Origin of the sequence: Paenibacillus lutrae, assembly GCF_009757775.1 — a bacterium.
Lineage (GTDB): Bacteria > Bacillota > Bacilli > Paenibacillales > NBRC-103111 > Paenibacillus_F > Paenibacillus_F lutrae.
In genome coordinates this window covers 243,723-259,376 of sequence record NZ_RHLK01000002.1, presented here as the reverse complement: position 1 = coordinate 259,376, position 15,654 = coordinate 243,723, and the positions used below count along the sequence as shown (strand labels likewise).

The 15,654-nt window shown below is 51.7% G+C and carries 3 protein-coding genes; all 3 read right to left on the bottom strand.

The annotated features are described in order from the left end of the window. Position 1: 1 nt before the first annotated feature. Genes EDM21_RS03580 through EDM21_RS03570 form a run of 3 tightly spaced genes read right to left on the bottom strand, consistent with a single transcriptional unit; the run spans position 2 to position 15,636 of the window. The gene (locus tag EDM21_RS03580; RefSeq protein ID WP_157332999.1) at positions 2–7,987 is read right to left on the bottom strand and encodes a non-ribosomal peptide synthetase; all 7,986 of its coding nucleotides are present in this window, start codon (positions 7,985–7,987) and stop codon (positions 2–4) included. After that, positions 7,975–11,862, bottom strand: coding sequence for an SDR family NAD(P)-dependent oxidoreductase (locus tag EDM21_RS03575; RefSeq protein ID WP_157332997.1), 3,888 nt, complete (start codon positions 11,860–11,862; stop codon positions 7,975–7,977). The genes EDM21_RS03580 and EDM21_RS03575 overlap by 13 nt, the downstream gene beginning before the upstream one ends. A gap of 27 nt (positions 11,863–11,889) precedes the next feature. Next, complete coding sequence (locus EDM21_RS03570) at positions 11,890–15,636, bottom strand: non-ribosomal peptide synthetase (protein WP_166541809.1); 3,747 nt, start codon at positions 15,634–15,636, stop codon at positions 11,890–11,892. Positions 15,637–15,654 lie beyond the last annotated feature (18 nt).

The following is a 15,654-nucleotide window of genomic DNA, read 5'->3' as shown; positions in this document are numbered from 1 at the left end:
GCTATTCTCTCCAGTCTTCCACGTTCTTAAGAGCGGTGTCCATACTGACGTCTCCTTTTTTTACACTGTCGAACAAGCTGAGAATTTTATCGAGATCATCATTAGGAGCCGGATTTAACGTTTCCTGCCCTGCAGATGCTTCCGCCTCAGTCCTCTTATCCAAATACTTGGCCATTTTGGAGATACTCGTATATTTGAACATGTCCTGCAGCTCTACTTCCGGATAATAGTCTTTAATCTTGGCGATGAGCATAACGGACATAAGGGAGTCGCCCCCTAAATCAAAAAAGTTATCATGAATGCCGACTTTAGGAACTTCCAGCACTTCCTGCCATAACCGGACCAGAGTTTCTTCTATAGAATTTGCCGGAGCTTCATAGCGCTCATCGTCCAAAGATGCGTGAAGAAGTGGAGCTGGCAGCGCCTTTTTATCAATCTTCTGATTAGGGGTCAGCGGGAATTCATCCAGCTTGATAAAGAAAGAAGGGATCATGTAATCCGGCACTTTCGTTTCTATGTAGGCACGCAGCTTGGAGCCGCTAAACTCGCCTTCCCCTATATAGTAGGCACATATCATGGTTCGACCCGATGCTTCTTCTCTTATGACAGCAGCCGCCTCGGATATTCCCGTAAAATCCGTAAGGACCTGCTCAATTTCACTCAATTCGATCCGGTGCCCTCTAAGCTTGACTTGATTATCTTTGCGCCCCAAATAGATCAGATCACCGTCAGGAAGCTGTTTCACCAGATCACCGGTCAAGTACATTCGGGACCCATCCTGGAAAGGGGCGTCCACGAACTTTTGCTCCGTGATGTCCGGTAGGTTCATGTAGCCCTGGGCCAGTCCGTAACCGGCAATACCCAGTTCACCGATTATCCCGACAGGTAACGGCTGAAGATGCTCATCCAGCACGTAAAAACCCGTATTCGCGATCGGCCCGCCAATCGTAACGCGTGCCGCCGTTAATTCTTTGACACCGGACCAGATCGTCGTCTCGGTCGGACCGTACATATTATAAATCTTAGAAGTCGTCTGATCCTGGAGAAGACTTAACAATTTCGGCGGAAACTCTTCCCCTCCAACCATAATTTCAGTCACACCCGGCAGCCAGTCTCTGCTTCCATGCTGGAGCAGCAGCTGCAGCCGGGAAGGCGTCATCTGAACCATCCTGACTTGTTCTTTCACGATAAGCCCGGCAAGCCGCTGCATGTCAAGCTGCTCGGCATCGCCTGCAAGAACGACCTCAGCCCCTGCGGTGAGCGGCACAATCGCTTCCAGGATGAAGATATCAAAAGAGCTTGTCGTCACGCAGAGAACAGGCTTGTCCGCTCCGAACTCTATCTTAGACCGTACTCCGGCGACAAAATTCGAAAGAGAATGATGTCCTAGTAAAACACCCTTCGGCCTGCCGGTCGATCCTGATGTATAGATGACATAAGCCAAGTCTTGCAAGGATAACGAAATGCCAGTCCAATCAGACTCCGGCTCATGAGGCATATCCGCCAGAACGATTTCTCCTGTGAAATCGAGCAGGCTTTTCCTTTGACTATCCGTTACAAGAATCGAGGCCCCGCTGTCTTCCAGCATGAACAGCAGTCTCTCCTTAGGATAAGCGGGATCGAGCGGCAAATAAGCTCCCCCCGCTTTCCAGATGGCCAGAATACTGACCAGCAGTTCCGGCGACCTGCCCACAAGCAGCCCGACAACGGAGCCTTTCCGGACGCCCCTCTTGCGCAGCGCCGCAGCAAGCAGTTCCGCTTGGGCATTCAATTGCGCGTACGTCAGCGTATGCTCTCCGAACCGCAGTGCGTTCAACCCGGGATTTACGACGCTCTGCCTTTCAAACATGCCCAGAGCCGTTTCTCCCGGAATTGTCATCTCCGTCTCATTAAACGATTTCAGCATGAGCAGCTCGCGGTCCGACAACAAACTGACCTGCGCCAAATGGACTTGTGACCGCTCCAGTATGGCCCCGATCACATTGAGGTAATAGTCCAGAAAGCGCTCCACCGATTGCCGTTCAAACAGCGCAATGTTGTATTCTAAGCGGATGCTTATCTCATCGCTCTCTTCCTTACAAATCAAGGACAGGTCGAATTGGCTTAAACCGCGGTTCTCCTGCGCGTATTCAAAATACTGGAACATCGTGGAGAAAATCGGACTTCTGCTGAGATCGCGATCCGGATTGAGCTTCGCGACAATATTTTCAAACGGATAAGAACCGTTGCGGTAGGCATCCAGACATTTGGCCTTGGTATACTGGATCAGTTCTTCCAGCGTCTGCATCTCGCCCATCTTGAATCTGATGCAGGTCATGTTCATGAACAGGCCGAGCACCCTTTCATACTCATGACGATCTCTCCCCGCAACCGGATAACCGATTATAATATCTTTGTCTCCGCTGACTTTGTGCAGCAGGAAAGCATACGCGGACAGCAGGATCATGTTCATGGTAACGCCTTGACGCTTCGTTACTTCTTTGAGACGGATGAAGGTGTTCGCATCCATTCGTTTGGACACATGACTCCCCTCGAATGTCTGCATGTGCGGTCTGTTATAGTCCAGAGGCATGCTAAGAACCGGAAGAGGTTTAGCCAATTCTTCCAGCCAGTAATGTTCCATCTGATCCGCTTCCTTACTGGCGATCCAGTTCTTCTGCTCATCCGCGTAGTCTGTATATTGTCTGGCAAGCGGCTTCAGCGAGAGCGCTTCACCACTCTGATTCTGCACATACAATTCTCTTAATTCTTCAAAAAAGATGCGGGTGCTCCAGCCATCCATAATGAGATGGTGGAAGCTTACGGACAAGCAGTAGTGCTCGCTTCCAAGCTTAAACAGCTTCCCGCGCAGCAGCGGCTTGGACAGGTCAAATACGGTATGCTGCTCCTCGATAAGCAGCATTTCCAAGCGCTCCTCCGCAGCTTCTCCGGTCAGCTCCATATACTCTAGCTTCATCGAATAGTCCGGAAGCACCTTCTGCTGCGGCTGTCCGTCTTTATCCGAGAACACCGCCCTCAGCATATCGTGCCGCATGATGAGACTGTTCATAGCCGCTTCCAGCTTCTCCAGATCAAGCTCATGATAGAGATGAAGGCTGGACACAAGATTGTAAGTAACAAGCTGAGGGTCATATTGCTGCAGGAACCAGATGCGCTTCTGCGAGCTTGTAAGCTCATGCTCGGAATACTCTTCGGATTTCAGCTCCGCTTGAAACACTTGCTGCTCCTTTACCTGTTCTTTTGGCGGCTCTGTTAGCGGCTCCGTTCGTTGTTCCAACTGGCTAGGACCCTTCGTTTCCGCGGTCGTTTCCGCAGTCGCTGCCCCGGCTGCATGCCCGTCCGGATGTTTCAGACTTTCCATATATACGGACAGCTGGTGAATGGTAGGGTGCTCAAAGAGATGACTGATTACCACCTTCTCATCAAACTGTTCCGAAATCTGATTGCAGATATGGATAGCAAGGATGGAGTCACCCCCCAAGCTGTAAATATCGCTGTATATATCAATGCGGGTTAAACCCAGGACCTGGCCCCATATTTGCCCGATACGAAGTTCTGTTTCGCTGTAAACATGGTCCGCTTTACCCGTTAGCTCGACGCGAGGTGCGGCCTGTTTATTCACCGCAACCTTCTTCCCGCTAGCCCCTGCGTGCCGCTGCGCTTCCAATGCGGCTCTCACATTCGGTGACAGACGCATCAGCTTGTGCTGTCCAAGCAGCCCCGTATCTTCAAGATTCAGTTCGCCGACAACTGCCTGGGACAAGTCGCTTTGCAGGACGCGCCCCCAGAGTTCAAGCGCCTGATCCGTACGGAGTGTTTTGAAGATGGTGTCCTTATTGACGCCGTGATCAGCCGCCATTCCCGTTTCGCCCCACGCAGCCCAGTTAAGGTTCAACGTTCTTCTTCCCTGCTTTGTGCGGTAATCCGCATAACGGTCCAGGAAGTAATTGGCCGCCGTATAATCACTCTGTCCGATTCCCCCGATCAGGGAGGCGACGGAGGAGAAAGTAATCAGGAAATCAAGCTCATCCTGTAAAGTTAACCGGTCCAAGACCCATGTTCCTTTTATTTTGGGCTCCATAACCTTATAAAACGACTGGATATCCTTGCGGAGCATCAACCCGCTGCCTGCTATGCCCGCACAATGAATAATGCCGTTTATCCTGCCATACTGTCTTCTGAGTTCTGAAAACAAAAGATCCATATCATCCCAGCTGGCGATATCTGCGGCGTGATATTCGGCTTGCATGCCAAGTCCGTTAAGCTCTTCGAGTCTTGCCAGCCGCTGCAGCTGTTTGTCTTCCACCGTACCCTTCAGTAGATCCAGATAACCTGGAAGCGGGGTGCGATGAACAAAAGCAACATTCGCTCCGCTCTGCCCGAAGAAATCCTTACTTGTCTCATAACCGATTCCGCCTAACCCTCCGGTTACAACGTACACACCCTCGGTTTTAAGCTCGGCGAACTTGGACTCCGCTTCCTCCGTCTCCTCCACTTCTTCGAAGTATTCCAGATAACGGACTCCTCTGCGGAAAGCTGTCACAAAAGTATGATCGGACGCTGCCATTTCGCGTAGGATCGTTTCAGCGGAAGTCGTTTCATCAAAATCAATGCAGCGGCTTGGAAGGTGATCATATTCCTGCCCGATAACTTTGGCCAGCCCTATCAGAGCAGCACTTTCCGGGTTCAGCGTCTGTTCAAGACCATCGACAGGATGAACGGTTCCGGTCAAAAGCACCAGCTGAATCTGCCGGGTATATTGATGATGCAGCAGCGCTTTAGTCGTAAAAATCAGACTGTCCGCTCCTGCCTTCTGATTTGCCTCAAATCGTTCTACCGTATCTATATCTGCAAAAGCAGGAGCTTCTCCCGGATGAATATATACAATATGTGTGACCGGTAAAGGTTTCAAATCAGCGAATAACCGGACATAATCCTGCTCATCACTGCCTACAAAATAATTCCCTTCTTCATACCGATACTCACTGCCGCTGTATACGAATACACAATTCGCGCCCAGCTCCTCCAGACAGGCCGCTATACGGTTGGACCATCCTTGTCCATCTGCAAAAATGACAACCGTGCCGCCTGGCCGCAAAGTCCCGCCCATCTCGGCTGTTAAAGGCTCCGGCAGCCAGGCTCTGCGGCCTAGCGGGCTTAAACGCCCCTGAAGGATTTTCTTCCGAATCAGAGTATAATCCAGGATTTCAGCAGCGACTTGTCCTGATTCATCCCATATTGTGATGTTGTATTTCAGAACATCCTTATCCGGATCATTCGAAGCATGCGGCTCGGCTAAGCTGTAGCATGCAGCCGGAAGAGCCCGGCGGACAATAAGCTGTCTGTACGAGACCGGAAGAAACAATCCGCTGGACGTGTCCTTAATCGCTCCGATCGACGTGGCCATATCGAGCAGCGCGGGATGCAGGGTAAACTGGCTGGTTTCCGCTGCAACTTGGCCGGGAAGACTCAATTTAGCGATAATCGCTCCCTGGTGTTCCTTTATCCGTACGGATCCCTGCCACCTGAGTCCCAGTGCCAGTCCGTCATCCTTACGCTCAGGAAGCAGCACGGCTTCTTCCTCATGCCGGCGCATCAGATCTTGCAGATCTGGCAGATGGTTCCGGCCGGACTGCTCTAGTTGCGATAAACGGATCTCACCCGAAGCGTGAACCGTCCACTCACTGGCTGCCGCATTCGCGCCTTGACTCTCCAAACTGACCATACGAAAAGAACAGGAATCCCCCTGCTCCTGCAGCACGGTCTGGATTACCTTCCCCTCCTCTTCCGCGAAGATCAGCGGACTCAGGATCTGAAAGTTCTCTATGACCAGGCAGCCGGTGCCCAAATAATCACCGGCTGCCTGGAGCGCGAGCTCCAGATAAACGGTGCCGGGAAGAATATACTGACCTAATACCCGGTGTTCATAGACAAACCAATGCTCTAGCGGGCTTAGCGCCGCCTCATAGATACATTGCTTGTAAGAAGCGGCTGCCCGGCGGTTCAGCAGTGACGGGAGCTGCCCCTTGTATACGCTTCCCTGGTCCGCCGTCTTCCGCTCAATCCAATGTCTGTGCTTCTCAAAGGGGTAGGTTGGAAGATGTAAAGTGCGGTAATCGTGCTTCTTGTATAGGGACCCCCAGTGAATATCAGCCCCCTCGATATACCACCGGCTAATCTGACTGATCAATGGTTCCAGCGAACCCGTTGACTCCATTAAACGGATGCTTTCGTTTGCCTTGCGGGTCAGCTCGTTCTTTTCCGACTCGAGCAAGACTCTATCACGGTTATGCTCCGTCTTCATAGTCACTACGCTGTGGACACCGCAGTATACATCAGGACCTAGATAGGGAAGCGTGAGAGACCCGATGCTCGGCAGTTCTTCCAGCTTCTTAAGCAGATCCGCTGTGCTTCTTGCTGTGACGGCCAAACGGTAATGATGGTGCGTTCGTCCTAAATTAACGGTCTTGCATATATCTCCGATAGTTGAAGCCGGATGAGCGGCAAGCCAGCCGCAGTATAGCCTTACAAGATCGCTGAGCACCTCTTGGCTTTTAGCGGATAAAGTGAATAGGTGGCTTTGTGGCTCAGATGCTTGTACAGCCGTATTCTCGGACCAAGGCGCTTCTTCCATAATAAGATGGCAGTTCGTACCGCTGAACCCGAAGGAACTCACCCCGCATCTTCTAGCATGACTTCCTCTTATCCAATCGGTGCGTTTATCATGGATGTACAGCGGGGAGTCATCGAATGGAATGAACGGGTTCGGCTGACTGACATTCAAAGTCGGAGGAATCGCTTTTTTCTTCAACGAGAGCGCCATCTTGATTACGGAGGCAAGACCGGAAGCGCCGACGGTATGACCGATATTGGTTTTTACCGAACCAATGCCGCAAAACTGTCTTCTGTCCGTGAACTTCCGGAAGGCATCGGTCAGACCCTTAATTTCGATGGGATCACCCAGCTTCGTACCGGTCCCGTGCGCTTCGACATAATCGATGGTATCGGGCTGGATCCCCGCATCCTTCCAGGCCCTCGTTATGACTTCCTCCTGCGATCTCGCATTCGGCGCCGTAATCCCGTTGGATGCGCCGTCATTGTTGACCGCACTGCCTTTTATGACAGCATAGATGCTATTCTTGTCGCGAAGTGCCGCGCTAATCGGCTTTAAGACGATCGCGTTGATACCTTCACCCCAGACAGTTCCGCTCGCTTCTTTATCAAAGGTGCGGATCCGGCTGTCGGTCGAATCCAGCATATGTGTCCCGAGCGGTGTATACGAGAGTGCAGCACCTCCGACGATAGCCATGCCGACTTCTCCGGATGCTACGGCTTTGGATGCCATATGCAGGGCAACAAGGCTGGACGAGCAGGCCGTGTCGACAACAAGTGCCGGACCTTTCAAATCCAGAATGTAACTCAACCGGCTCGCGACTATACTTGTACTGGCTCCGGCAAGCATTAACGGATCGTCAATCTCTTCCGTCAATCTGGCATAACTGGAGCCGCCGGTCGTGTCGATCCCCACATAGATACCCGTAAGCGTATGCATGGTTTGGGTGCCTGCGATACCGGCATCCTCAAGCGCTTCCCATGCTGTTTGCAGAAACAAACGCTGTGCCGGGTCCATTAATTCCGCTTCCCGGGGCGAGATTCGGAAATGCGTGTGATCAAATGTATCCAGTTCCTCCAAGTAGCCGCCGATCTTATACGGATCTTCGTCCGTGACGGCGAATAGATGATCGACATCTTTTCTGCGTCCAGTGGGAAATGGCCCTATGCTGGATGCGCCCTTATCCAATATACTCCAGAACTCTTCTTTATTACGGGCGCCCGGCAGACGGCAGGAGATTCCGATAATTGCGACATCTTCTGCCTGCACTTCAGGCGTATCCGAATGAAGGTCTTTCAGCAGCTTTTTCGCTTCATCTTTCGATAACTGCCTGGAAGCGACCTGCTCCAAGATATAATTTTTTATGGTTTCCACTCGTTATCACTCACCGTTTTCAAAAGTTTAGACGCTTCTGCTGAAGTCAATTGCCCTTCCGCCAAACGATTCAATATCGAGTCGAGCTCATCATCGTCCTCCGGCTGCGACATATGCTTAGACAGTTTTTCAATGTATACCGCCATTTCGTGAATAGTCGGATAGGAGAAAATATCTGAAACATGGAGCAGTCCGGGATATTCTTGCTCAAGCAGCCGGAATAACCGGGTCGCTAAGATCGAATCTCCGCCAAGCTCATAAAAACTTTCATACACCCCGACAGCTTTCACCCCAAGCACATTCGCCCACATTTGTGCGATTTTATGATGGACGGGCTGGATGGACGAAAGCTGCGTTTCCTTGAGGACGACCTCCTCCTCTTTAGGAGAGAAGGCGGGCCGGTCAGGAATCAGTCTGCCGACTTCAGCAGCCAGGCGCTCCGACATTCGGATGCTGACTGTGCTGAGAGCGTCGATGACGGCCGGATGGGGTTCACCTGCCACCACCCTATTCTCTGAAGCGCTGATCAAATCATGAAAGACAGACAATGCCTTCGCGTCAGGAATTGTCTTGCACATGTGCGTGTTATCGCTGATTCCGTATTTGCCCGCGGTGACCTGCCACATCGGCCATTGAATGGCTGTTCCATGACTGCCATCCAGCTGACGGAAACCCGCAAAAGAATCCAGATAGCCGTTGGCCGCACTGTAACCGCCATCATGGATGCCCCCTGATATCGAGGATATCGAGGAGAACATGATAAAGAAATCGAGCTGCTCGCGCTTAGTCTCTTCATGCAGAAGCCAAGTCCCCATCACCTTCGGGGCAAGCAGTTTCATCACTTCTTCTTCCTTCTGCTCATGAAGGCTGCCCGCACGTTCGCCTACTCCGGCCCCGGCGCAGTGGATAACACCATCGATGGCTCCTAATGTTTCCTTTATGCCGGTTAAGGCCTGCCGGACTTGCACCTCATCGCTGATATCCGCGCGGAAGCCATGCACCTCCGAGCCGGATTCCCTGACGGCTTGTACAAGATCCTCATCCAGAGAAGCGGACCGCTGAAGAAGCGCAAGCTTTACTTTGCAGGCAGATGCAAGGCTGCGGGCAACAAGCGTTCCCAGTTCCCCGGAGCCGCCCGTTATCAAGTACACACCGCCTTCTTTGAGGGAGACGGCAGGAACCTTGCGCTGTACGTGCGTTAACAAATCAAGCTCCTCAACGAACCGGATCCCGTCCCGGTACGCCACCACCTCGTGACTACCGGGTGTGTACAGCTCGCTTTGAATGTGTTTCGCGTCTTCGTTTCCATCCATATCGATACAGCGGACTTTCGCGGCACTTCCCTCCAGCCGGATAGATTTGCCGAGCACATAGAGCATATAATTCTCGGGAAATACGCTTGTCTCTTCGCCGGTGACTACAGAGGCTCTTAAGGAAATGACGACTAGTTCCGCTTTATGAGAAAGCGCGGTCCCATTCAATGCTTTGTTAAGGTTGAACAAGCCCAGAAATCCGCTGCGGAGTTTGTCCCGAAGCTGGCTGACCTGCTTGATCTCGTCTTGCGGCGATGCCATCGGCATGTACAGGATTTGTCCGATCCCCCGCTCCGCAGCATCTTCAAGCACCCGCCCGTAATCTTCTGCGCTGCTTGTGATTTGATAGCTGTGGTCATCTACCCGGACGAAACTCGTTCCCAAGCGGGCTGTCAGGACAGTCCGGCCTTCACTTCTGAGTAAATCCGCAAGATCAGTCCCAAGCCTGCCCTCGCCTGTAATGAGCAGGACGGGACTCGGTGCATCCTGCCGGGCACTCGTGTGTTCCGATACGTCAGATACGGCAGGTGTCCAAGACACCGTATAATAGCCGCTGCCGGAAGATTCACGATCCTCTTCGGCACCGGACAGGGGCAGCCAGCACCGCTCCTGCCGGAGCGGATACACAGGCAGCCTCATCCGGCGCCTGCTTCCGCCTGCATAGACACGTTCCCAGGGAATATCTGCTCCTTGGACATATAATCTGCCGATTTCGGCTAACTCCGCCTCAGAACCGTTCCCTCCTGAACGTGCATATTGTCCGGCTTGCTTCTCCGCCTCCGCGTCCAGCCTTTTTTTATCCTGCACGGAAAGCTGGTTAGGACCTTTGTCCGTCACCGTTTCCGGAATAATCTCATAGCTGCCCCTGTATGTAAGCGGGGCTGTCTCTGGTACTTCTGGTGCTTCTGGTGCTTCTGGGGCCCCTGCCCCCTCTGGGAGCAGCAGCGCCTGAAGCTTCTGCCGGGCAGCTCCGATACTGTTAACAAGCAAGGCGGCCCGGTGTTTTCGATGCTTCTTGCCTGTATTCACGCTGTAGCAGAAATCCCGCAAACGGCATTCCGCTTCGACTGTATCCAAGATGTCCAGATAGCTCCTCGCAACAACCTTCAGCATCGCCTCGTCATCCGCACTAAGTGTCAGGATTTCTGTAGAAGGCTGCTCTGCGGAAAGCTCCTCAAGAGGAGCCTCCTCCAGTACCAGGTGGCAGTTCGTTCCGCTTAAACCGAAGGAACTTACACCTCCCCGGCGGGGGTGTCCCGATGCAGGGAACGGAATCAGTCTATCGTTCACATACAAAGGTGAACCTTCGAACTGAATTCTCCGGTTAGGCCGCTTAAAATGAAGGTGCGGAGGAATCTGCTTATGGTATAAAGCAAGGGTCATTTTGACCAAGCCGGCCATTCCTGCACAGCTGTCCAGATGACCTATATTGGTTTTGACAGAGCCTATGGCACAGAACTGACGCTTGGCTGTGTGCTGTTCAAAGGCCTGCCTTAAGCCGTCAATCTCTACAGGATCGCCCAAATGCGTCGCTGTTCCGTGAGCTTCGATATATGAAATCGTCTCGGGGTCAATACCGGCTTCTTGCCAGGCCGTTACGATAACCTCCGACTGAGCGCGTGAATTAGGCGCTGTTAGACCGATAGAATTTCCGTCTTGATTAACTGCGCTGCTTTTAATAACCGCATAGATATGGTCCCCGTCCAGCACAGCTTGATTGAGCGGTTTCAGGACTATAGCTGCTACGCCTTCACCCGCTCCGGTACCGTCAGAACTGGCGTCGAACGTCCGGGTTCTTCCGTCCGAGGATTCGATTCCGACCTTGTTGTGTTCCTCGCCCTCTATATTGAGCAGACGGATGTTTACCCCCCCGGCAATCGCCGTCCGGCATTCTCCAACACGCAAAGCCTGACAGGCCAAATGAACGGCGACCAGGGAAGAAGAACAGGAAGTATCCACAACCATCGCCGGTCCCTTCAAATCAAGCAGATAAGAGATCCGGCTTGCAAGGACCGATTTTAAATTTCCCGTAACGGATTGGTTCACCTGTTCCGGGCAAACATTAAAAATCAGCGTTTTATAATCACTCAGCGGATCATTGGAATAGCCGACGTATACGCCTGTCTTTGACCCGGCAAGTTGGCCTCTTCCATATCCCGCATCTTCGATTGCCTTCCATATTTCTGTGAGCAGCAGTCTTTGACTGGGGTCAATAAAGCTCGCTTCTTTGGGAGACAGCGAGAAAAAATGCGGATCAAAACGATCCACCTGATCTAAATAACCAATTTGAGCATATTCAATGGCATCGGCCTGGATTCCTTGGGATCGAAATAAACTCTCTTGATCTGCCCTCCTGTTCGAAGGTATCGTCCGGATGAAATCCTTCCCGGCTTGCAACTGTTCCCAGAACTGATCTACGTGATTACATGCGGCCATCCGGGCTGATATTCCGATAATCGCGATCTCTCTCTTGTCGAGTTTATCGATTGCGGGGGGCGAGAAATCCTTCCCCAAAGAGCCGCTCTGCGTCAACCGCCGAATATGCTCAAACTGATTTATCAAGTTCCTTCACTTCCTGACTGGTGTAAGTTACGGTCGATTGGCCAATGGCGAATGAACCACTTCTATTAACTGTCCGATCCCCGCTAAAATTTCGTTCATTTTGTCTTCCTGCATCATACGGCTGTTATATTCCAGCAAGAGCGACAGATCGCCGTTCTGCCCCGATACTACCAAAACAAGATCAAACAATGCCCGTAGAGATTCCGGCATCCGCGTGGAACTCGAAAAACCGATATATACCTGATCCCGTCCGGAATTGTTTTGCCGGCTTACCGGATCGTTCAAAGCCTCTGCCTCGAGCAGTTGATTATTGATCTTCTTGTACAGGCTCGTGAAATCCGTCAGATCCGCTAAATCAACAGGCAGGGATCCTAATCTTTCTTTCAGGTAAACCGTTATGTGAAATGCCTTGGACCCGGTGATTTCAGCCAGCAGAAACGCAAATAAACCGATCAGGACATCGTCTGTTCCGACTCCGTCTTTATCGGCCTGCTCGTTTAGAATGCCGCTTAGTGCCGGGCCCAGTTTATAGCGCAGCACAACGTTCTCTTGTCCGCGTTCCCGGTCCGCCTGTTTCAAATATTCTCCGGGGAGCTGCATAGGCTCTATGGTTGTAATCTCCCTCCGGCCTGCCTCAATATGCTTAGCCAGCTTGGCAATTGTCGGATGAACAAAGAAGTCGGTAATTTGCACGGCACCGGGAAAATGCAAATCCATCTGGGACAGCAGTTCAATCAATTTGATCGAATTGCCGCCCAGATCAAAGAAATTGTCCCCCGCTCCGATGTTGTCTATTTTCAGAACAGCGGACCAGCACCCAGCTATGGTTGTTTCGATTTCGGTACTCGGCTTCATATAAGCGACACCCAGATGCGGGCGGTGGCCGCCGGGCTGCGGCAGATCACGCAAGCTTATTTTACCGCTTGCGGTCATCGGGAATTGTTCCAGCCAGATGAAATGCGACGGAATCATATAGTAAGGCAGGAACTTTGATAAATGGGATGTTAAATCATCTACCGTCATCTCGCGCTCCGCCAAATAATAAGCCGTCAGGAATTTGTCCCCTGTGTCGTCATTGTTCACGGTAACGAGACAATCACGGACCCCCGGGTAAGACTGCAAGCGGCTGCTGACCTCATCCAGTTCAATCCGGAACCCGCGTATTTTCTCCTGATGATCCAATCTTCCGAGAAAATCAATATCGCCATCCGGCAGGCGTCTGGCAAGATCGCCGGTCCGGTAAATCCGCTCTTCCTTCAATAAACCGCTTCCACTGTCAATCCGCAAGAGTCCGAATTTCTCGTTAGTCAGCGTTTCTTTGTTTACGTACCCTTGAGCCAGCCCGTTGCCTGCAATACACAATTCCCCGATCGCACCGGCAGGAAGCAACTTGTCGGCACGGTCTACAATATAGACCCCGTAATTGACAAGAGGTTGCCCTATCGTAATAGGCTTATCCGCCGTCAGCCGTTTAATTGTCGTATATATAGTCGCTTCCGTAGGCCCGTATACATTGTATACGGCGGTCCGGGGAATGATTTCCGTCGCCCTGCGCAGCAGGGATGGGGGGAATTGTTCCCCGGCAACCAGGATATACTCCAAATGCCCGCAAGAGGAAGCAAAAGAAGCTTCATTCAACAGCAGCTTCAAGCGGGACGGTGTTGCCTGGACAATCTCGACGCTGTGTTCCTGAATCAGTTTGCTGAGCTGTTTCGGGTCCTTCTGCTGCCGCTCGCTGGACATCACGATCCGCAGACCGTTAGCTAAAGCAAGCAAGGTCTCCACAAGAAAGACATCGAAGCAGATGCTGGAGACACTTAAAATCGTCTTGCCTTGACGGAACGGGACGGCTTCGGATAGCCCGTTTAACATATGCACCAGTGAATGATGCCGGATTTGGACACCCTTCGGTTCACCGGTAGAACCCGACGTATACAATATATAAGCAAGCTGTTCGGGATGCGCCGTGATGCTAGCCCGTGTTTGCTCTTCTGCACCCGGATCGGCATCTTTGAGATACAAAGTTGCCCCTTTCCAGGAGCAGCGTTCCCCGATCCGGTCAAGATCGGTTACAAGCAGCTTGGCTCCGCCATCGGTAAGCATATACCCGATTCTATCGGGCGGCAGCTCCGCATCAAGCGGCAGAAAAGCAGCGCCGGTCATCCAGATCGCCATGAAACTGATCAGCAGATCCGGCGATCTTGCAGCCAGCAGTCCGACGACATCACCCGGACCGATCCCCCTGCTTCTGAGTACCGAAGCCAGGCGGCCTGCCTCCTTCATGAATTCGCCGTAAGTGATCGTCCGGTTGTCAAACACAACAGCCGGCTGAGAAGGGTTCTGCTCACTTTGTTCTTCAATCAGGCGGCATAGGGTCAGAGCTTCGTCCTGCCCGTCAGAAGCCGTTTGCGGCCATTCCGTCAGCCGCAATTTCTCCTCCGGACGAAGCAGTTCGATTTCCGCAACCGGTGTGTCCGGATGAAGCGATACCTGCTCCAGTATTTTTTGGAAGTGCCCCACAGTCTCTTCCAGCTGGCTCCGCTCGTATTGACGCTCGTCATATACGAAGGTCCATGTGAAATCCGGCGAAGGACAAACCATAATATTCATTTCATAATTCGTTTGTTCTTCAATGTGATACTCCGTAACTCTAAAATCGGCATCCCCCGATACGACGAGATCTTTTCCGACAGGGAAGTTCTCAAAGACGATGAGGTGATTGAAGAGATTCTGCTTCATCACCGACAAGTTGTATATTTCCGCCAGGGAACCGTAATCATATTTCTGGGAGGCTATCGATTCCTCCTGCACTTTATGCAGAAGCTCAGCGAAAGCCATCCGGGATTCGCAGCGTATCCGAACCGGTATCGTATTGACGAACAAGCCGACCATCCGGTCGATACCCTGCATGTCTGCCGGTCTTCCCGAAACGACAGAGCCGAATACAACATCGTCGGAACGGTTATATTTTTGCAGCAGAATGCCCCAAATGGTATAAAACACATTGCTTACCGTACATTTAAACCGCTGTGACAACCGGTTCAATTGCTGAGTAGACTCCGCATCGAACGTAAAGGTAAGCTCCGCCCTGGCATACGGATCGTCGGTCCCGGATTTGCTGCTTTTATATTTGGGCACAGAAGCGGAAGTCTCATAATCCTGTAACACGTCCGACCAGTAGCTGCGATAATCCTCCGGGGACTGCTTTTGAAGCCGGTCCACATATTCTTGAAAAGGACGCGGAGCCGGATAATCGCTCTCTGTGGACGTGCAAAGGGAATTGTATATTTCAAAATGCTCCCGTGTAAGCTGGGCTAAGCTCCAGCCGTCGAGAATGATATGATGATGACTTCTTATCAGAGTGTACTGCGCAGGTCCCAGCTTGAAAATGCAAATCCTCATTAAAATGTCTTTTAGCAGATCGAATCCCTTGGCTTTATCCTGTGCTTTAAAAGCATCCAGCCTCTCCAAACGTTCCTCTTCCGGAAGGGAGCTCAAATCCTCGTAACTGACCGTTGTCCTTCTCTTCTTACAGATAACCTGATGGGGTTTCTTAAGCTTGCTGTAGACGAAATTCGTACGCAGCACATCATGACGCTGAATCAGCTGGTTAAAACTCTCCTGGAACAATCCGACATCCAGAGGACCTTCAATTTTCAAAGTGGTCAGCTCAAAATATGCATCACTTTGCGGAGCTACCAGCGAGTGGTACAGAATCCCTTCCTGCATCGGAGTAAGCCGGTAAATTTTTTGAACCTCAAGCGTTTCTCGCATTAGCTGCCCTCTCCATTC

Bases quoted from the DNA above. Each gene is read 5' to 3' on its own strand.
- EDM21_RS03570 (WP_166541809.1), bottom strand. From the start codon at position 15,636: ATGCGAGAAACGCTTGAGGTTCAAAAAATTTACCGGCTTACTCCGATG.